The organism is Microcoleus sp. Pol1C5, assembly GCF_036701115.1.
Taxonomy (GTDB): Bacteria; Cyanobacteriota; Cyanobacteriia; order Cyanobacteriales; family Microcoleaceae; genus Microcoleus.
This window is the reverse complement of record NZ_JAUBQE010000079.1, coordinates 1-21073: the sequence shown is the minus strand read 5'-3', so window position 1 is coordinate 21073 and position 21073 is coordinate 1. Positions and strand designations below refer to the sequence as shown.

Here is a 21073-nt window from a genome sequence, read left to right as displayed (position 1 = left end):
GCGATGGTGTACTGGTTGCGGAATTGCAGCAGTTCGCTGAAGCTGGGATAGTCTCGATTTAATAGTTTAATGACAACTGGAAGCCGATCTATTTCTCGGCTGGCTCGATAAACCAGGGTTTTAGAACCACTGTACAGTTGCTCGATTAGACGGTATCCGGCAATGGGACTGGTTAAATCTCTACCTGCATTCATTTTGGCTATCCTCATCTCAAATATTAACTGCTAAAAATTAATGTGCGCCTCTGTGCGTAAGAGTTACAGGCGGCGAGCGCATAATTAACTTCATCCGTTTGTGGGCAATGATATCGTAAACTCCGTCCCTTCTCCAACTACAGAATTTACCTCGATTGTACCGCCGTGTTTCTCAACTACAATCTGCCGTGCTATCGCCAATCCCAATCCCGTGCCTTTACCCACACCTTTAGTTGTAAATAAGTGGTCAAAAACCTTCTGCCTCACCGTCTCACTCATGCCAATACCGTTATCTTTGATACTAATTATTGCTTTCTGCCGATCTGCCGATAATTCAGTCTTGATAATAATTTGATTATGATTAATTTTGATTTCAGCATAACTACGTCCCGCATTTGCTTCTTCTAAAGCATCTATCGCATTAGCCAACAAATTAATAAATACCTGATTGATCTGTCCTGCATAGCATTCTACTTCCGGTAAATCACCATACTCTTTAATGACCAGAATCTCAGGGCGAGTGTCGTTTGCCTTGAGGCGATGTTTGAGGATCATAATTGTGCTATCCATCCCGTCGTGGATATTGCAGCCAACGGGGCGATCGCTATCAGCACGCGAGAATGTCCGCAAGCTAATGCTAATGTCTTTAATCCGGTTTACTCCTTCTTGCATCGAGGCAACTAACTTAGGTAAGTCTTCACGGATGTAGTCGAGGTCAATCGCTTCAATTTGCTCTTGAATTGCCACACTGAAATTAGCAGATTCTTGCTGAACTAAATCCAGCAATCCAAACAAATCTTTGATGTAGTCTAAAGCGGGCTGAATATTGCCATAAAGAAAGCCAACGGGGTTATTAATTTCGTGGGCAACACCAGCCACCAAGTTGCCCAAAGCAGACAATTTTTCGCGTTGAATGACTTGGATATGAGCTGCTTGTAATTCAGCAGTTTTTTGAGCCACTTGCTGTTCTAAGTTTTGAGTCAAGAGACGCAACTGTAAATGAGTTTTCACTCGCGCTAACACTTCTTGTTCTTGGAAGGGCTTGGTAACGTAGTCTACTGCACCAAGGTTAAGCCCTTTAACTTTGTTGTCTACATCAGCCAGAGCGGTCATGAACATAACTGGAATATCGCAAGTTTTGGAATTAGCTTTAAGGCGTTGACAGGTTTCAAATCCATCAATTCCCGGCATCATCACATCCAGTAAAATCAGATCGGGCGGTCGCCGCTCAACTTGCTGCAGAGCGCGTTCGCCACTGGTAGCGATCGCCACCTTATACCCCGCATTACTCAACGCTTCCGAGATGACATCCAAATTGGTGGGAGTATCATCAACAATTAAAATTAAGCCAGTTAAACCTGTGGTCATAGTCATAGCCATCCAACTTTTAACTATTATTAGTGAGATGTTGTTGAATTAATTCCTCGATCTTCTCAGTTTGGAATTGCTTAGCTAATTGTATTACTTGCTGAATAAAAAGCTGATAGCGCTGATCCTTTTGCCCAATTTGAGCGGCGGTTTCTGCCAATTCTATGAGGAAGCCATCCTCTGCCAGTTCTAGTAAAATTTGCAAGTCCGCCGCCGATGGGGGAATTAGTTCTTTCGTGGATACTTCATTATTGCTTGTTGTTAACTCAGTTACATCATATTTCCAGATGAGCTGTAAATGTTTGGCAAGCAAAGTCAACAACTCCTCTGCATCAACGGGTTTGGCCAGAAAGTCATCTCCACCCATATCTAAGCTTTTCTGCTGGTCTATTTCTGCCACCGATGCCGAAGATACTATCACCCGTAAATGCTTGATATCCTCCGATTTGCGTAACTGTTTGAGCATTTCAAAGCCATCCATTACTGGCATCGCTAAGTCAGTTATAACTAAATCTGGCAGTTTTTCTATAGCTTTTTCTAAGCCTTCTTGACCATTCTCTGCTTCAGTAAATATGAACCCTAGAGGCTCTAGCAGGTTCGCCAATACTGACCGATTTTCCCAACGGTCATCCACGATCAATATGTGGCGTGGTGGCCCTTCATAGCCGATAATTGTGCGCCCGTCTTTGACTGAACTTTTTTGTGCCCAGTCGGTGGCGATCGGCAATGCTAGTTCAAAGTAGAAGTTACTGCCTATTCCCAGATGGCTTTCAACTTGAATTTTTCCGCCCATCAATTCCACAATTCTTTGACTGATGGCTAAACCTAAGCCTGTGCCTTCCGCGTGGCGTTTGCGATCGCCTACTTGTTCAAATGCTTGGAATAGTTTGTTTACTTGGTCAGATGCGATGCCAACTCCTGTATCGATCGCTTGAAATTTAAGCTGAGGCAATGGCATCGCTGCATTTGATTCTATCACTTCTACCTTGAGGGTCACGCTGCCTTTATCGGTGAATTTAATCGAATTTCCTAAGAGATTGAGTAGCACTTGGCGGAGTCGTTTTTCGTCAGTTAGAATTCCTGTGGGTAAGTTTGTATCTGGTTGATAAATGAACTCGATACCTTTTTGGTCTGAACGCACTCGACAGATTTCTACTACTCCTTGCAGGAAAGATGGCAAGTGAATGGCTTTGGAGGTAAGTTCTAGTTTGCGGGCTTCGATTTTGGAAAGGTCTAAAATATCGTTGATTAATGTTAGTAGATGAGAGCCGCATTGGTGGATGATATTTACACCATGACGTTCTTTTTCGGGTATAGTTTTAGTACGTTCGAGGATTTGGGCATAGCCGAGAATCCCGTTGAGAGGTGTGCGAAGTTCGTGGCTCATGTTGGCGAGGAAATCGCTCTTGGCTTGGTTGGCATTATCGGCAGCTTCTTTGGCAATAGTGAGTTCGGCGGTGCGTTCTTCTACACGAGTTTCTAGTTCTGTAAAGGAAGTTCGCAATTGTCCTGCCATTTGGTTAAAGGAACCAGCCAGGGCTTCTAATTCATCAATCCCTTTAACTGCCACTGTTTGGTCAAGAGCGCCAGATGCGATCGCCTCACTTGCCTTTTGTAATTTCAGAATCGGACTGGTAATCCAGCGAGAAGTATAGATGCCTAGAATAGTTGCCAAACCCAACGCCGCCAAACAGAGCAGAATAGTGGTGCGGGTGTTGGCATCAATTTGTGCCATGAAATCTGATTCGGGCACAACAATGACGCTGAGCCAATCGATACCTCGTTCGTCTCGAATGGCTGAAACTTGAACTAACTGATGCTGATTTGCCAGCCAAAAATCAAGCTGTTGACTCTGTGTAATGGCGTTAAAGTTACCAAATCGATCGAGGATTGCTTGCGCTGTGGCACTAATTACAGAACTTTCAGACTTGACGGCAGGAATTTGTTGCAAATCCTTTTTTTTAAGATCAATAATGTAAGGATTTTCGATCGTTGAACTGGCAATCAAGTTGCCCGATCGATCGATGATAAAGGTTTGTCCTGTTTGACCCACCTTTAGCTGACTGAGAAAGGTATGAATCTTGCTAATCCGAAAGTTACTGTTTTGAATTCCCAACAATACTCGATTGTTGTCATAGATTGGCTGAGATAGAGAAATTGTCACCAATTTAAGCGAGTAACTTAAGTAGGGCTGAGATGTCCAGACTGGTTTTCTAGCTTTCTGTGCAGTTTTATACCAGGGTCGAGTTCGGGGGTCAAAATTTGCTTGAGTTTCTATCAAGGCGATCCGTTGACCTCGATCGTCCAGCCTGTAGATTTCGCGCTGCGGAAAAATCTCTTTGCTCCCGACACGAGAATTGATGCCCTCATCGGGTGTATAGTCTACGGTGATACCCGTACCGTCAGCCACGCCAATTTGCATATATTCGATCGTACCTTGGCTAACTAACTGCCAGAAAGTCCGTTCTAGTTTGGTGACATCTGTTAAATCTAACTGCCCCTCTTGAGCAGCCGCGACGATCGCTTGTCCAGCAATATAAGGTCTTTCCAAATAGTTCAGGACTTGCTGGTTAATGCGATCGCCGATCTCTTCACGCAACTGACTAGAAACATCATTGACGGCTATCTGTCCATTTCGCAGGGACAGATAGCCAGTCAGTCCGACGGTGGCAAAGACTTGCAATACAAACGGAACTACTAGCACAAGTCTTAAAGGTATGGTTTTATTTGGATTCATGTTATACCTAGATAATGGTTCACTTGGAAATTTACCCAAATAACGTGAGCCAGCCTCATGTTTTGCAATCGTTAATTGGGTAGTATTTCAAATGGGTTGATATAATATTGAATTCTATTATATTCCCTTAGATGACAGGGATAGTGATCGAAAACACACTCCCCTCGCTAGGGACAGAATCAACTTTAATTTGTCCGTGATGTTTTTCTACTACAATTTGACGCGCGATCGCTAAGCCTAATCCTGTTCCTTTCCCTACACTCTTAGTAGTAAATAAATTATCAAAAACTTTCTCCCGCACCGTTTCACTCATGCCAATACCATTGTCTTTAATGCGAATTACTACCTGTTTTCTATCGCCCGATAATTCTGTCTTGACGATAATTTGATTGGGATTGGCTTTAATTTCGGCATAACTCCGTCCAATATTTAATTCATTCAAAGCATCGATTGCATTCCCCAAAATATTCATAAATACCTGATTTAATTGTCCGGCATAGCATTCGATTTTTGGGATATTGCCATAGTCCTTAATGACTTGGATTTCGGGGCGAGTGTCGTTGGCTTTCAGACGATGTTTAAGGATCATAATTGTGCTATCAATGCCATCGTGAATATTACAGGCTACAGGGCGATCGCTATCCGCACGCGAGAATGTCCGCAGACTAATACTAATGTCTTGAATTCGCTTCACGCCTTCTTGCATCGATTCAATTAACTTGGGTAAGTCTTCCCGGATGTAGTCAAGCTCAATGGTTTCGATTTCTTTTTCAATCTCTGGCTCTAGTTGGGGATATTTTTGTTGCACTAGATCGATCAATCCAAACAAATCGTTAATGTAATCTAAGGCTGGGGTAATGTTGCCAGTCAGGAAGCCGACAGGGTTGTTAATTTCATGAGCGACACCAGCGACTAAGTTACCCAAAGCTGACATTTTTTCACCTTGGATAAGTTGGATTTGAGCTTGTTGAAGTTCTCGTAAAGTCTTTTCTAAAGCTTCTGACTTTTGTTGACGTTCATTTTCGGCGCGTTTGCGATCGCTAATATCCAGGATATTACCAAGAATCACTGCTTTGGCATCGACGATAATGCGGTTGAGGGTGACATAGACCTCAAAGACTGTATTAGAATCAATTTTTCTGACATTCCACTCAAATTGAATCGTTTCCCCGGCTAATACCCTTCTCCACCAGTCTTCTACTAGATGGAACGGATTATCCGGTGTAGAATAGTCATCCAAGATCGAGCATTGCAGCGCTTGCTCTCGCTCCACATCAAACATTTCTAGCACTCGGTTATTAACATCGAGCACCTTGCCATCCAGATCGTGAATTATGATGGCACTACTAACGTTATTGAAGATAGTGCGGAGGTTCTGTTCGGAAATTTGCAGGGCTGCTTCCGCAGCTTTATATTCAGCTTCGCTGCGTTTACGATCGCTCACATCAAAGACAACACCATCCCATACAGTTGACCCATCGCCTCGTCGTTCTGGTTGGGATATCACTTGCACCCATTTTATCGTGCCGGACGGGGTGACACTGCGCCATTCATGATTAAATGGGGTCAGGGTTTGGGCAGATTTGGTAATTGCTTGTTCAACATCAGCGCGATCGCCGGCATAAACTGCATCGAAGACATTGATGATTCCTGCCCTCACCATTTCTGGCTCAGCTTCATACAGATCGATGCAACCAGAACTTGCGTAGGTTATAGACTTAGCACCATCGGCAGCCAACTGTAATTGAAAGACCATCCCTGGAATATTGTCAGCCATCTTATGGAAGCGGGCTTCGCTGGCACGGAGTTCTGTCAAAGCTTGTTGTGACTGTTGATAGAGGCGGGCATTTTCGAGGGAAATTGCTGCTTGGGAGCAGAGCAGATTGAGCAGTTCGACGCGATCGCTTGTAAATGCTCCAATTGTCAGATTATTTTCTAAATATAAAATCCCAATCAACTTACCTTGATTTAGAATGGGACTACAAAGCACACTTTTAGGCTGGTGTTTTTCAATGTAATTATCTCCAGAAAACTCAGTACATAACCTAGCATCAACCAGTACCAGAGGTCTCAAACTCCGCTTAACAGTATTCACCAAAGCGATCGCCACATTCTGACTTGATTCTAGAGGCATCGGTGGTAATAGCTGCGGTTCTTGTCCCTCTTCTACAAAGGCTGCTACCTGTAACTCAATATCTTTTTTTAGCAGTAAGGCACACTTACTTGCCCCAGCATTTGTCATCACTATTTGTAACAGAGTAGTCAAGAGTTTATCTAGTTCAATTGCCCCTGAAATCGCTTGAGATGCCTTGAGCAGAGTTGCCAAATCTAGAACTTCCGAGGCTGTGCTAGAAGAGCGGTTATAAGCCATCGTTTCCAGGGTAAGAGTTTCCTTAAAAGAGGTAGACCATTGGGGTGGCTGAAGGAGAGGATCGAGAAGTTGAGGATAACGTTGTTCTAAATCGGCAACTTTGGCTTGGGCTCCCCATCGGGCATAACAGTAATAAGCCTCAATCATGTAGGCTTGAGCGACTTTTTCTTTATCCCAATTAAGATAGAATTTGGCTGCAAGTTCATTAGCTAGTGCTTCTTCGTTGAGAAATTGATGCTCTTTTGCGAGGGAAATGGCGCGATCGTACAGTTCAGTTGCCGATAACTTATCTCCAGAAATACGCGCCATTTCTGCTGAAATTAGCTCGGAGGCAGCGCTAAAATTCTCCGAGCAGTTTTGCGCCCAAACAGCTAATTGCTGTTTATACTCTATCAACTTTTGCCACAGCTCGGATTGTTTCGCCTGTGGTATTCGATCGTAACGTTGGCATAACAATAGAGCATAGATAAAGCGATGTCTGGCATAGGGAAGTAAGCCTTGGGGAGCAACATTAACAATCTCAGCTTCAGCTTTTTCGGCAGATTCTAAAGCTGACTCTGGGCAATCGCAGAGGTAGAGGATTTGGCTTTTAAGAATATTATAAATACAGATAACTTGCCAGTTTTTATGTTTTTGGCAGCGTTGGAGATACTCATTTTCTATACTTTTTGACCAAGTTTTTGTTCCTATCAACTTGGCTACAAGCATTTGGCCACCAGTTAGTAGATCGATAGACCATTGATTTTTTTGCTGTTGAGCAAAAGCCAGCGCTTGATTAATTTCTGCCTCTAATTCATTCAGTTCTACTCCCTGGTAAAAACGACAGTACATATTGTGTCCAAAAGCATAAGCAGCATATTGTAAATTGCTTGATTCCCAACCAATTTGATAGGACTTTTGGTAATCTTGGCTGGCTAACTTAAGAGGGTGAGACCAATGACGGAGAGAACTACCAATCATTAAATAAGCTACACTTTCAGCCGAACTGTTATTAAACTTGGGCATTAATTGCAGCGTTAAATCGATTAACTCACCTGTATTTTGATAGTTATTTAAAGCATAACCACGTAAGCCACCGTAGGCTGGGTAAATATAGCCTATTTCAAGCGTATTACCATACTCCAAACACAAATTAACAGCCTTGGCACAAATGACTGACCACAGACGCTGATGCGATCGATAGGTGGGCGGGCCCATAGCAATAGCTAACTTTGTAGCCATTTTTTTCTCAGGATCGGTCATCATGGGTAAATCACTGAGAGAAGCAATCCCTTGGCTTTCTAAGATGGCTTGAGCAGTCGCAATTTCGCGATCGCGTACCACCTCAAAATCCTCATCGGTAATATCAATACCAAACAAAGATAAAGCTTTAATCCCCGCAGCAATAGCTTCTGGATAGTCAGCTCGTAGGGTATATTGAATAATTGCCAAGTTGTAAATCTCTGCCTTTTCTAGGGCAGTTTTTGTCCGTTCTAGAGTGCGATCGATCCAGATTTGTGATGCTTCAATATTGCCATTCAAATATTCAAGTTCAACCCGTTCTTTGTGGAGCGCAAAGCATAATTCATATTGAATATTCCAACAGTCTTCTCTCAATAATTCCATGCCAGTAGTTATATACTCACAGGCAACAGTATATGCCGTAGAAGTTTTAGCTTTTCGTCCTGCCAATAAGTTTAATTGGCTCAATCTTTCCTTTTCTTCTGGATCGTTTAATAAGTAGCGACCGCGATTTAGTTGATTGGCAATCTCGAATAAGATTTCCTCACGCTCTGCCAAAACAGTATTTCTTAAAAGTAGTTGACCGATCTGTAGATGTGTTGCTTGCTTGCGCTCGTTTGGAATCAGAGAATAGGCAGCTTGCTGGACGCGATCGTGCAAAAACCGATAAGTCGGATTAGCCGCTGCACTAGAAACAGACTCATTATCAGATTGAGTAAAGAACTTATAAGCTTCCGTAGTCGGAATAATCAAACCTTCTTGCAAAGATTTCCATAAAGCAGTAGCCGCAACTTCCGCCGACTTTTCACTGACGATTGCCAAAGTAGCTAAATCAAACTGCGACCCAATACAAGCGGCTAATTTAAGCATTTCCTGAGTAGGAAACGGCATTTTCTGCAATTGCAGTGCCATAAACTCTACCACATCATCAGTAATTGCCAAGGCTTTCACTTGAGCAATATCGCACTGCCACCCCCCTTGTACCCCCGTCTGTCCCGCCTTGGTAAGGGGGGATAAAAGGGGGGTGGGGGACACAGGGGGCTCAAAAGTAATCAGCCCATCGTCATGTAAAGCCTTCAGGAATTGCGTAGCAAAAAAGGGATTACCTTGAGTTTTTTGATACACCAGTTTTTTCAGAGGTTTGCCAATCTCTGATCCGCAACTAAGAGTATCTGAAATCAATTGATTAATGTCATCTTTTTGCAAAGGAGCCAAAGTAATTGTATTCACCGTTGCCCCAGATTTAATAATCTCATCCACCGTCAAAATAAATGGATGAGTAGGAGACACTTCATTATCTCGATAAGCACCTAACACCAATAAATGTCCCGTATCTTCCATCAACAGTTGCAACAATTTCAAGGATGCCGAATCTGCCCACTGCAAATCATCTAAAAACATTACTAAAGGATGCTCAGCTTGCGTAAATACTTGCACAAATTTCTGCATCAGCAGATTAAAGCGATTTTGGGCGGCACTTCCCGATAGTTCTGGTGCTATTTGCTGTTTACCAATGATGCGTTCTAGCTCAGGAATTACATCAATCAAGACTTGTCCATTGTCGCCAACTGCTGTCAAAATTTTGCTTTTCCATATTTGTAACTGAGCATCTAATTCTGATATTAATTGCCCCATTAAATCCCTGAAGGCTAGCACAAATGCGTTTAAAGGAATATTGCGCTGGAACTGGTCGTATTTGCCTTTGATGAAATAGCCACGTTGTCGGACAATTGGCTTGTGAACTTCATTCACGATTGCGGTTTTACCAATTCCAGAAAAACCTGCTACTAGCATCATTTCTGTACTGCCTGTGCTGACTCTTTCAAAGGCAGCTAATAGACGATCGACTTCTTTTTCTCTACCGTACAGTTTTTCTGGTATCAGGAACCTGTCTGTAATATCTTCCTGTCCTAAATCAAAAGCCTCAATGTTACCAGTTTTTTCTAAGTGAGCTAAACAAATTTCTAAATCATGTTTTAATCCTAATGCATTTTGATAGCGGTTTTCAGCATTTTTGGCCATCAATTTACTGACTATATGCGATAAAACTATGGGGATTTTTGGATGAATTTGATGTATCGGTATTGACTCTTTGGCGAGATGGCAATGCACCAGTTCCATCGGGTCATCAGAGATAAATGGTAAATGTCCTATCAATAATTCATAAAAAGTGACACCGAGGGCATAAAAGTCGCTACGATAGTCAATACCCCGATTCATTCGTCCGGTTTGTTCGGGAGAGAGATAGGCTAATGTCCCTTCAAGGACGTGTGGATTCTGAATTTCTTGAGTTTCTCGTGGTAGCAGAGATGCAATACTGAAATCAATTAGTTTTATTTGTTTAGTGTCGGGATTAATCAGAATATTAGCGGGTTTAATATCTTTGTGAATGACTCGGTTTTGGTAGAGATAGTGGAGAATGTCTGTTAGTTGCAGGGCCAAATTGAGAAATTCTGTTAAAGATAAAGATTTAGCAGGTCGGTTTTTATCAGTTGCTATCTTTAGATAATTAGATAGGGATACTCCGCCAAAGTCCTCCATGACTAAGGCATAGCTATTGTGATAGACTTCTAGAGTCAGAGGTTTAACAATACTGGGGAAGTTAAGATTTTTGGCAATGGTATATTGATTGCGAAACCCGACAAGTTCGCTGAAATTGGGGTATTCGTTTCGCAGTAGTTTGATGACGACAGGAGTGCGATCGCTCTCTCGAACACCCCGATAAACGAGGGTGCGAGAGCCTGCATAGATTTGTTCTGCAATCTGATACCCAGGTAGGTGAGTGATGACATCCATTTTCCCGTCCTCAAAAAATTTCGGTGGCTACACCTTATAGTTATAGCTTATCAACCAGATCGGGAAACATCCCAATTGATACTAATGTTTTTAACTTTATTGGCTTGAGGTCTGTATTGCCGCTAATCTCAACCTTTCCCAGCACTATCTCTGCCGAGAAACTAAAGGAAAATGTCATCCATTGCCGTATCACAACTATCTTGATTCTATTGCATTGATGGGAATTGTAATTACAAACTCTGCACCTTGACCTAACGTTGAATTTACTTCTAAAATACCTGAGTGTTTTTCTTCTACAATTTGACGCGCGATCGCCAATCCCAATCCCGTTCCTTTCCCAACCGCTTTTGTTGTAAATAAATTATCAAAAACCTTTTCCCGAACTGCTTCAGTCATGCCAATAGCATTGTCTTTAATCCGAATTATTACGTGTTTTTGGTCGGTAGATAACTCCGTCTTCACAATAATTTGATTGGGATTGGCTTTAATTTCTGCATAGCTACGTCCAATATTTGATTCATCCAAAGCATCGATCGCATTCCCCAAAATATTCATAAATACCTGATTTAATTGTCCGGCATAGCATTCGATTTTTGGGAGAGCGCCATAGTCCTTAATAACTTGGATTTCGGGGTGAGTGTCGTTGGCTTTCAGACGATGTTTAAGGATCATAATTGTGCTATCAATGCCATCGTGAATATTACAGGCTACGGGGCGATCGCTATCCGCACGGGAGAATGTCCGCAAACTAATGCTAATGTCTTGAATTCGCTTCACGCCTTCTTGCATCGATTCAATTAACTTGGGTAAGTCTTCCCGGATGTAGTCCAGCTCAATGGTTTGGATTTCTTCTTGAATCTCTGGCTCTAGTTGGGGATATTTTTTTTGCACTAGATCGATCAATCCAAACAAATCGTTAATGTAATCTAAGGCTGGGGTAATGTTGCCAGTCAGGAAGCCGACAGGGTTGTTAATTTCATGAGCGACACCAGCGACTAAGTTACCCAAGGCTGACATTTTTTCACCTTGGATAAGTTGGATTTGGGCGTTTTGCAGATTAGTTAGCGCTTGTTCTAAATCTTGTGATTTTTCCTGTTCTCTGGCATAAAGTCGAGCGTTTTGTAAAGAAATTGCGACCTGAGTGCAAAGTAAGTTGAGCAGTTCCACGCGATCGCTGGTAAATGCTCCCGTTGCTAGATTATTTTCTAAATACAAAATGCCTAGCAACTTACCTTGATGCAAAATCGGGCTACACAAGATACTCTTGGGTTGCTGTTGCTGAATATACGGATCGTTGCTCAATTTAGGATGCACCGTTGCATCAATAATCACCACAGGTTGTAAGCTGCGTTTAACAGTATTAATTAAGCTAACTGGCACATCAATAGAGTTTTCAATAGGTTGTGGATTGAGCAACATCGGGTAAAATTCGACTTGGGTAGTCTGGCTATTTCCACCGCTCTGGGAAAGCCGCGCTAACGCCTGAATCAGTAAACGACCTGACTCTAAAAGCATGAACACACACCGATCTGCTCCCGCATTTTCAATGACGATATCTAGCAACTTTGAAAGTAGTTTTTCGAGTTCGATTTCCCCAGAAAGGGTTTGGGAAGCTTTGAGAATGGCCGCTAAATCTAAAGCCACAGAGATGCTGCTACTGCTAGAAGTGGGGGAACTGGTGGAGGTAACACTTCCCAATGAGAAGATAGTTTCGTGAGGGAAGAAAGGAGAACGGGTTTGCTGGAGGATGGGGGCCATGAGTTGGGGATAGCGGGTTTCCAAGTCGGCGACTTTGGCTTTAGCGCCCCATCGGGCATAGCAATAGTAGGCTTCTTGCATATATCCAGCGGCAATTTTTTCTTTTCCCCAATCCAGGTAAAATTTAGCTGCTAGTTCATTAGCTAAGGCTTCTTCTTGGATATATTCGTTTTCTTTGGCTGCCGCAATGGCACGGTCATAACAGTCAATTGCCTCGGCTTTATTGCCTAAAACGCGATATTGTTCTGCGTAGATCAGATCGAGCTTATGTTGATGATTTGTAGGCGCATAATGTGCCCAGTCCTGTATTTTTTCTACGTTAGCTCGAATATTTTCAAGAATTCTGCTGCTTTCAGATTCCAATGCGTCTTCTAATATGGCTAGTTGGGTGAGGGAATCGTAAAAATAAAATACCCCCACTACAAAATTCGCTGTCACACCTCTTAAATATGCTTTGGCTGCTGCTGCATTCTCAACTGCTTCAAAAAACTGCTCAAACAAGTAGCAGAGAATTAGTTTATTAAAGTAAACGTAGAAAATAGCAGTTGCATCATTGGCTTGTTGGTGTAGTGGCAGCATCACCTGCTCGTCATAGATATTACCACTCAACTTGGTTTGCTGTTCGACCTGCTGAGTCAAATTTAAAATGGCTTGATGCAAAATCTGATTAAAATTTAGCGAATTGATCTGTTTGACTTGAGCTAATGCTTGGTTGTAGCTAGTAATTTCCCTTTCCATTACTGACAGCTCATTTCCTGCCAGATAGGCATGATAAACGTAGATGTATGTAGACAATGCGGCAAATTCTAAATCTCCTGTTTCCAACCCAATTGCATAAGCTGATTGCAATGGTTCCAAGGTTTTTTGAAGGGGTTCCCGCCAATGCCGAATATTTGCATTTACTACAAAGATCGTTCTGGCTTGAATATCTTTAGCATTAAGTTTATTGAGCAAGCTTAAAGCAAGTTGACCGAATTGATAGCCTGTCTCAATGTCTACCATAACGCCACAAAGAATTAGGCCAAAGTAGCCGTAACTAGGAGCTGAGAGCCCGGTATTGCCATATTGAATTGATAAGTTAACCTGTTCTGACACGACTAATGGCAGCAACAACGGTGCAGCCTGGTAAGCACAGGGAGCCAAACTGCCAAGAATCTGCATGGCCGCCTGTTTGAACGGATCGGTCATTTCTGGCAATATAATCAAGTCTATGGGAGACCTGCCCGCCAAAGCAGACAGAGTTGCTTCTAGTTTGGCTTGGACATCAGACTGTTGGGGATTTTCAGGAAACTTTAACCCCAACAATTGCAAAACGTGCAATCCCGTTTGTATGGCTTCTAGCAACTGATTTTGAGCCATACAAGCCTGCATTTTGGTATTGTAGACATTGATTTTGTCTAATAAGGTTTTAGATTGATGTAAGACGACTTCAATCAACTCCTGGATCTGCCCAAAATTGCTACTAAGATATGCTGCCTCCGCTGCTTTTCCATACAACTCTAGCGATAGGTTATATTGAGTTGACCAACTATCAGTCGTCAACTGTTTAATGCCTGTAGTTAGATAGTTTAATGCAGCAACATAGGCAGTAGATAGCTTGGCTTTCTGTCCGGCCAGTAAATTTAACTGGGCGACTTCATATCGCTCAGATTGCTGGTCGATCAACCCACTTCCCATATTCAGTTGATTTACAATTTCAAATATTTGGTTGTTTCTTTCTGCTGCCGTAAAGTTTCTCAATAGGAGTTGTCCGATCTTGAGGTGGGTTGCTTCTCTATGTTCCGCAGGAATTAGAAAATAAGCAGCTTGTTGGACACGATCGTGCAAAAACCGATATGTCGGATTGGCTGAGGCTTGGAAAATTTCTTCACTATCCAATTGGGTAAAGAATTTATAAATTTTAGTTGTGGGAATCACCAAACCTTCTTGTAATGCTTTCCATAAAGCCTTCGCCGTCGTTTCCATAGATTGAGCGCTGATAATTACCAAGGTATTCAAATCAAACTGCGCCCCAATACAAGCAGCTAGTTTAAGTATATCCTGAGTCTCTGTCCGCAATTTCTGCAATTGCATAGCCATAAATTTTACCACATCATCAGTAATTGCTAAAGCTTTGACTTGAGCAAGATCGCACTGCCAATGCTGGATATTCCAATCAAAGCTAATCAACTTATCGTCATGTAATGCCTTGAGAAACTGGGTAGCAAAGAAAGGATTTCCTTTCGTTTTTTGAGCCACTAATTTTGTTAAAGGTTCCGCAATAGATAACTCGCAATTTAGTGTATCTGCTACCAACCGATTCAGATCGGGTTCGCTTAACTGTGATAAAGTAATTGTATTTACCCTGGCCCCTGTTTTGACAATTTCATCCACTGTGAATAGCAATGGATGTACAGGGGAAACTTCATTATCCCGATAAGCACCTAATACCAATAAATATCCCGTATCTTCCATCAATAATTGTAGCAACTTCAGGGATGCTGAATCCGCCCATTGCAAGTCATCTAAAAACATCACTAAAGGATGTTCTTTACTTGTAAAAACTTGCACAAATTTCTGCATCAGCATATTAAAGCGATTTTGGGCTGCACTTCCTGATAGTTCTGCTGCTGGTGACTGTTTACCGATGATGTTTTCCAATTCAGGAATTACGTCAATCAAAACTTGTCCGTTATCTCCCACTGCTGCTAAAATCCGGGTTTTCCATGTTTGCAGTTGTGTATCCAATTCGGAGATCAATTGCCCCATTAAGTCACGGAAAGCTTGCACAAAGGCACTGAGGGGAATATTCCGCTGAAATTGGTCATATTTGCCTTTGATAAAATAACCGCGCTGACGGACAATCGGTTTATGAACTTCATTGACAACGGCAGTTTTACCGATTCCAGAAAAACCTGCCACTAGCATCATTTCTGTGTTACCTGCGCTGACTCGTTCAAAGGCAGCTAATAATTCAGTAACTTCTTTTTCTCTACCGTAGAGTTTTTCGGGGATAGTAAAGCGACCGCTGATATCTCCGTCTCCCAGTTCAAAAGATTCAATCTGACCAGTTTCTTGAACTTGAGTTAAACATTTCTCTAAATCATATTTCAGTCCTAATGCACTTTGATAGCGGTTTTCGGCATTTTTTGCCATCAACTTACTAACAATTTCAGATAAAACCAGGGGGATTTCTGGATAAAGTTGATGGAGGGGTATCGCCTGTTTCGCGAGATGACAATGCACTAATTCCATCGCATCTTCTGAGACAAATGGTAACGATCCTGTCAACAATTCATAAAAGGTCACACCCAGGGAATAAAAGTCACTACGATAGTCAATGCCTCGATTCATCCGTCCGGTTTGTTCGGGAGAAAGATAGGCTAATGTTCCTTCTAAGACATTGGGATTTTTAATTTCTTGGGTTTCTCGTGGTAGGAGAGATGCGATACTAAAGTCAATTAGTTTAATTTGTTTGGTTTCGGGATTAATTAAAATATTGGCGGGTTTGATATCTTTGTGAATGACTCGGTTTTGGTAGAGATAGTGGAGAATGTTTGTGAGTTGTAGAGCCAGATTGAGAAATTCTGTTAAAGATAAAGATTTAGCAGGGTTTTGAGCGTTAGCAACCCTGAGATAAGTAGAGAGAGAGACTCCTCCAAAATCCTCCATGACTAAGGCATAGCTATTGTGGTTGACTTCTAGAGTCAAGGGGTGGATAATGCTAGGAAAATTAAGATTTTTAGCAATGGTGTACTGATTGCGAAACCCGACAAGTTCGTTGAAATTCGGGTATTCGTTTCGTAGTAGTTTGATGACAACAGGAGTGCGATCGCTCTCTCGAACACCCCGATAAACGAGGGTGCGAGAGCCTGCATAGATTTTTTCTGCGAGCCGATATCCAGCTAGGGGAATGATGACATCCATTTTTCAGTCCTCAAAAAAATTGCTCAACTATAACTCTAGGGTATAGTTTATCAACCAGATCGGGAAAAATCCCCAATTGATACTAATGTTTTTAACTTTATTGGCTAATGGTCTATATTGTTCTAATATCAACCTTTCCCAGCACGAGATCTGCGGACGAACCACAGGAGGATGTCATTCATTGCTGCATCACAACTATCTTGATTCTATTGTCTTGACGGGAATTGTAATCAAAAACTCTGCACCTTGACCTAACGCTGAATTTACTTCTAAAATACCAGAGTGTTTCTCAACAACAATCTGCCGTGCGATCGCCAACCCCAACCCTGTGCCTTTACCGACTTCCTTCGTCGTAAATAAATCATCAAAAATCTTGTCTCGCACCGACTCATTAATGCCAACCCCATTGTCTTTGATGCGAATCACAACTTGCTGCCGATCGCCCGATAATTTGGTTTCGATAATAATTTTATTAGGAGTCGCTTTAATCTCTGCAAAGCTCCGTCCAGTATTTGATTCATCCAGGGCATCGATCGCATTACTCAACAGATTCATAAAAACTTGATTTAGCTGACCTGCATAGCACTCTACTTTCGGCAAATCACCGTATTTCTTGATGACTTGAATCTCTGGGCGTGTGTCCGAAGCTTTGAGGCGATGTTTGAGGATCATCAAGGTGCTTTCGAGGCCTTCGTGGATATTGGAGGGGACGGGGCGATCGCTATCGGCACGGGAAAAGATGCGAAGACTGGTGCTGATGCTTTTGATTCGCTTGACTCCTTCGCTCATGGAACCCACTAACTTTGGTAAGTCTTCCCGGATATAATCGAGGTCTATCGCTTCAATTTCCTCTTGAATTGCCGCAGTGTAATTAGGATATTCTTGCCCAAATAGATCCAGCAATCCAAACAAATCATTAATGTAATCTAAAGCAGGGGTAATGTTGCCAGCAAGGAAGCCTACAGGGTTGTTGATTTCGTGAGCGACCCCAGCTACTAAATTGCCCAATGCCGACATTTTTTCACTTTGGACTATTTTTAGTTGTGCCTGTTTGAGGTCTGTAAGGGCTTGTTGGGATTCTTGATAAAGACGGGCATTTTCCAAAGAAATGGCAGCTTGAGAGCAAATTAGATTCAGCACTTCAACGCGATCGCTCGTAAATGCCCCCACCGTCAAGTTATTTTCCAGATATAAAATTCCAATCAACTTGCCTTGATTAAGGATTGGACTACACAGAACGCTTTTTGGCTGGTGCTGTTCAATGTAACTATCTCCAGCAAACTGAGGATTTACTCTCGCATCGGCAAGTACCAGCGGTTTCAAACTCCGCTTGACAGTATTCACCAAACTAATCGCTACATCCTGACTTAATTCTAGTGGTATTGATGGTAATAGTTGGGGTTCCTGCCCCTCTACGACAAGGGCTACTACCTGTAACTCAATATCTTGTTTAAGCAATAATACACACCGGTTTGCCCCAGCATTTGTAATCACTATTTTTAAAAGAGTAGTCAGGAGTTTATCTAGTTCAATCTCCCCTGAAATGGCTTGAGAGGCTTTGATCAGAGTAGACAAATCTAGAAATTCAGAGTTGCTACTAGAAGAGCTCCTAGAAGCGATCGTTTCCCGCGTAATAGTTTCCTTGAAGGAAGCATAGGAGCTAGCTTGTTGAAGAATAGGAAGCAGGAGTTGAGGATAACGTTGTTCTAAATCAATAGCTTTAGCTTTGGCTCCCCAACGACTGTAGGCATAGTAAGCCTCCAGTGCATAAATTTTGGCAAATTTTTCTTGACCCCATTCTAGATAAAATTTTACTGCCAGTTCATTAGCTAATGCTTCTTCGTTAAGAAATTGATTTTTCTTAGCGAGGGATATAGCCAGGTCATAGTGTTCAATCGCCTCAGATTTATTACCCAAAACTCGATGCTTTTCTGCTTCAACCAAATACCACTTATGCAGATGATTCATGGGAGCATTTTGCGCCCGCTGTTGTAGAATATTTTGATGAGTTTCCACCATGGCGAGTATTTCGGATTGCTCCTGCTCTGGCTTGGTGGGGAAGATTGCCAAGTACGTCAAGGCTGCATAGAAATGGAAAATGGGCACATGAATCAATCCCGATATTGCCATCAAATACGGCTTGGCTTGGGCAATGTAGCCTAGGGCAGACGTATTGTTTCCATAACAGTAGGCAAGTAAAAGTTTGTAAACATAGACCTTGGCGATCGCCGTAAGTTCATTATTCTGATGATGCTGAGGAAGCATCACCGTTTCATCGTAGGCAGAGCCGATTAAGCAATCAGACGGAATACAGACTATCCTAAAGTTATTCACAGTCTGCTGAATAATATCAAAATACGCCTGAGCCGAATATTGTTTTGCCTGTGTCATCGCAGCACTATAACTTGCTATTTCGGTCTCCCAAGTGTCAAGTTCCACCCCACTAAAAAAGTTGGATTCCAGGTAGAGGAGTATGCTATAGGCAGATTGTAAAAAATTTCCTGTTTCCATAGCAGCCGTATAGCTACCTTTCAGCGTCGGTATCGTTGCCCTTATAGCTTCTTGGCGATGCTGAATAAAGCTCCCAAAAAAAGCTGGAATTGTGGCTTTGAGTTCGGGGATATTGAACCGATCGAGCAAATTCATCGCCAATTTACCAAAGCTATAGCCTGTTTCCACCTCTTCCAAAAAGGCGCACAAGACCATTCCGTGAATTGCATACCCCACCGTCGATGCGGGTGCATTCCCAAAGTCGATGGATAAACTCACCATCATGGAGCTAAGAATGGGTAGCAATCCCGGCATTCCCAGAAAAACGGGCGGAAATAAAGCTCCCAATAGTTGTATTGCTGCCTGAGTCTGTGGATTTGTCATCACAGGTAAGTCAACCAGTTCTTCAATCAGTTTGCCACCTTGTTGGCTGCCAAGGGTTTGTAGTGCTTTGCCAATTTGGGTTTCATCAGTTTCGGTGGGGAGTTTAACACCCAATTGTAAGAGTGCATCTCTCCCTACCGCGATCGCTTCTAACGTCTTGCCTTGGGCTGTCTGGGCGACGATTAAAATTTCGTAAATTTTAACTTTGTCTAAAATTGTCTGAGCTGATTGCAACACCAGTGTGGCCATCTGTTCCATTCCATCAAAGTCATGATTCAAATAGACAACTTCGGCAGCAGCTACATAGAGATTTAGAGTCAATTCATACTGATGAACCCAGCACTTGCTTGTAAGTAACTCAATTCCTATTTGTAAATAAATCCTTGCTGCGGCGTAAGCTGTAGACTTTCTCGCCTTAACTCCAGCTTTCAAATTCAGTTGAGCTAATGCTTCTCGTTCGCTCGGTTGAGTAATTAACTCAATTCCTAAATTAAAATGCCCGACAATATCAAACACTTTTTCCTCGGGGTCTATCTCTGAGGAATTTTGTAGAATTAATTGTCCTATTTTGAGGTGAGTTGCTGTTTTTTGCTCATCGGGAATCAGAGAATAGGCAGCTTGTTGGACGCGATCGTGTAAAAATCGATAAGTGGGATTAGCTGAAGCCTTGAAAACTTCATCACTATTCGATTGGGTAAAGAACTTATAAATTTTGGTCGTGGGAATCACCAAACCTTCCTGCATTACTTTCCATAAAGCCGTAGCCGTCATTCCCGCAGATTGCTCACTGACAATTACTAACGTATTCAAATCAAACTGCGCTCCAATACAAGCAGCTAATTTGATAACATCCTGAGTTTCTGGCGGCAACTTCTGCAATTGCAAAGCCATGAATTCAACGACATCATCAGTGATCGCTAAGGCTTTGACCCCAGCAAGATCGCACTGCCAATGCCGAATCTCCCAATTAAAGCTAATTAGCTTATCGTCATGTAATGCCTTGAGAAACTGAGTAGCAAAGAAAGGATTTCCCTGAGTTTTTTGATACACTAATTTTGTCAAAGGTTGGGCCAGGGATGACTTGCAGTTTAGCGTATCTGCCACCAACAAATTCATATCTGGTTCGCTTAACGCTGGCAAAGTAATCCTCTTCACTGTTGCCCCTGTTTTAACTATCTCATCCACTGTTAAGATAAATGGATGCACAGGCGAAACTTCATTATCTCGATAGGCCCCCAATACTAATAAATATCCTGTATCCCTCATCAATAGTTGTAGCAAATTTAGGGAGGCTGAATCCGCCCATTGCAAGTCATCCAAAAACATCACTAAAGGATGTTCTTTGCTTGTAAAAACTTGCATAAATTTTTGCATGAGCAGATTAAAGCGATTTTGGGCGGCACTTCCTGACAATTCTGTTGCAGGAGGTTGAGCGCCAATTATTCCTTCTAACTCAGGAATCACATCAATCAAGACTTGTCCGTTGTCTCCCACTGCTGCTAAAACCTGGGTTTTCCATCTTTGCAATTGGGTATCCGATTCTGATAGCAATTGCCCCATTAAATCCCGGAATGCTTGCACAAAGGCGCTGAAGGGAATGTTGCGATGAAATTGGTCATATTTTCCTTTAATAAAATAACCACGCTGACGGACAATGGGTTTATGAACTTCGTTGATAACTGCGGTTTTTCCAATTCCTGAAAAACCTGCTACTAGCATCATTTCGGTGCTACCTGTGCTGATTCGCTCAAAGGCAGCTAATAGGTAATTAACTTCTTTTTCTCGACCATAGAGTTGGTCGGGGATAGTAAAGCGATCGCATATATCCCGCTTTCCTAATTCAAAGCT

Annotated in this window: 5 protein-coding genes and 1 pseudogene; all 6 read right to left on the bottom strand. The window is 42.3% G+C overall.

Annotated elements, in window-relative coordinates; genetic code table 11:
- A pseudogene (locus QUA23_RS28635) lies at nucleotides 1-194 on the bottom strand (hypothetical protein); the annotation flags it as partial.
- A gap of 90 nt (nucleotides 195-284) precedes the next feature.
- On the bottom strand, nucleotides 285-1568 hold the full coding sequence (locus QUA23_RS28630; RefSeq protein ID WP_333110640.1) for a response regulator: 1284 nt from the start codon (nucleotides 1566-1568) through the stop codon (nucleotides 285-287).
- A gap of 13 nt (nucleotides 1569-1581) precedes the next feature.
- The gene (locus QUA23_RS28625; RefSeq protein WP_333079194.1) at nucleotides 1582-4299 is read right to left on the bottom strand and encodes an ATP-binding protein; all 2718 of its coding nucleotides are present in this window, start codon (nucleotides 4297-4299) and stop codon (nucleotides 1582-1584) included.
- Nucleotides 4300-4426: 127 nt separating this feature from the next.
- A complete protein-coding gene (locus QUA23_RS28620; protein WP_333079195.1) occupies nucleotides 4427-10687 on the bottom strand; it encodes an AAA family ATPase in 6261 nt (2086 codons plus the stop codon).
- 195 nt (nucleotides 10688-10882) lie between these two features.
- Nucleotides 10883-16351 (bottom strand): AAA family ATPase, encoded by a 5469-nt coding sequence (locus QUA23_RS28615; RefSeq protein WP_333079197.1) that lies wholly within the window; start codon nucleotides 16349-16351, stop codon nucleotides 10883-10885.
- Between the two features lie 195 nt (nucleotides 16352-16546).
- Nucleotides 16547-21073: AAA family ATPase (locus QUA23_RS28610; RefSeq protein ID WP_333079198.1), on the bottom strand; the 4527-nt coding region annotated here is incomplete at its 5' end.

Excerpts from the sequence above, each read along its gene's own strand:
- QUA23_RS28620 (WP_333079195.1), bottom strand. The coding sequence starts at position 10,687 with ATGGATGTCATCACTCACCTACCTGGGTATCAGATTGCAGAACAAATC.
- QUA23_RS28625 (WP_333079194.1), bottom strand. The coding sequence starts at position 4,299 with ATGAATCCAAATAAAACCATACCTTTAAGACTTGTGCTAGTAGTTCCG.
- QUA23_RS28615 (WP_333079197.1), bottom strand. The coding sequence starts at position 16,351 with ATGGATGTCATCATTCCCCTAGCTGGATATCGGCTCGCAGAAAAAATC.
- QUA23_RS28630 (WP_333110640.1), bottom strand. The coding sequence starts at position 1,568 with ATGACTATGACCACAGGTTTAACTGGCTTAATTTTAATTGTTGATGAT.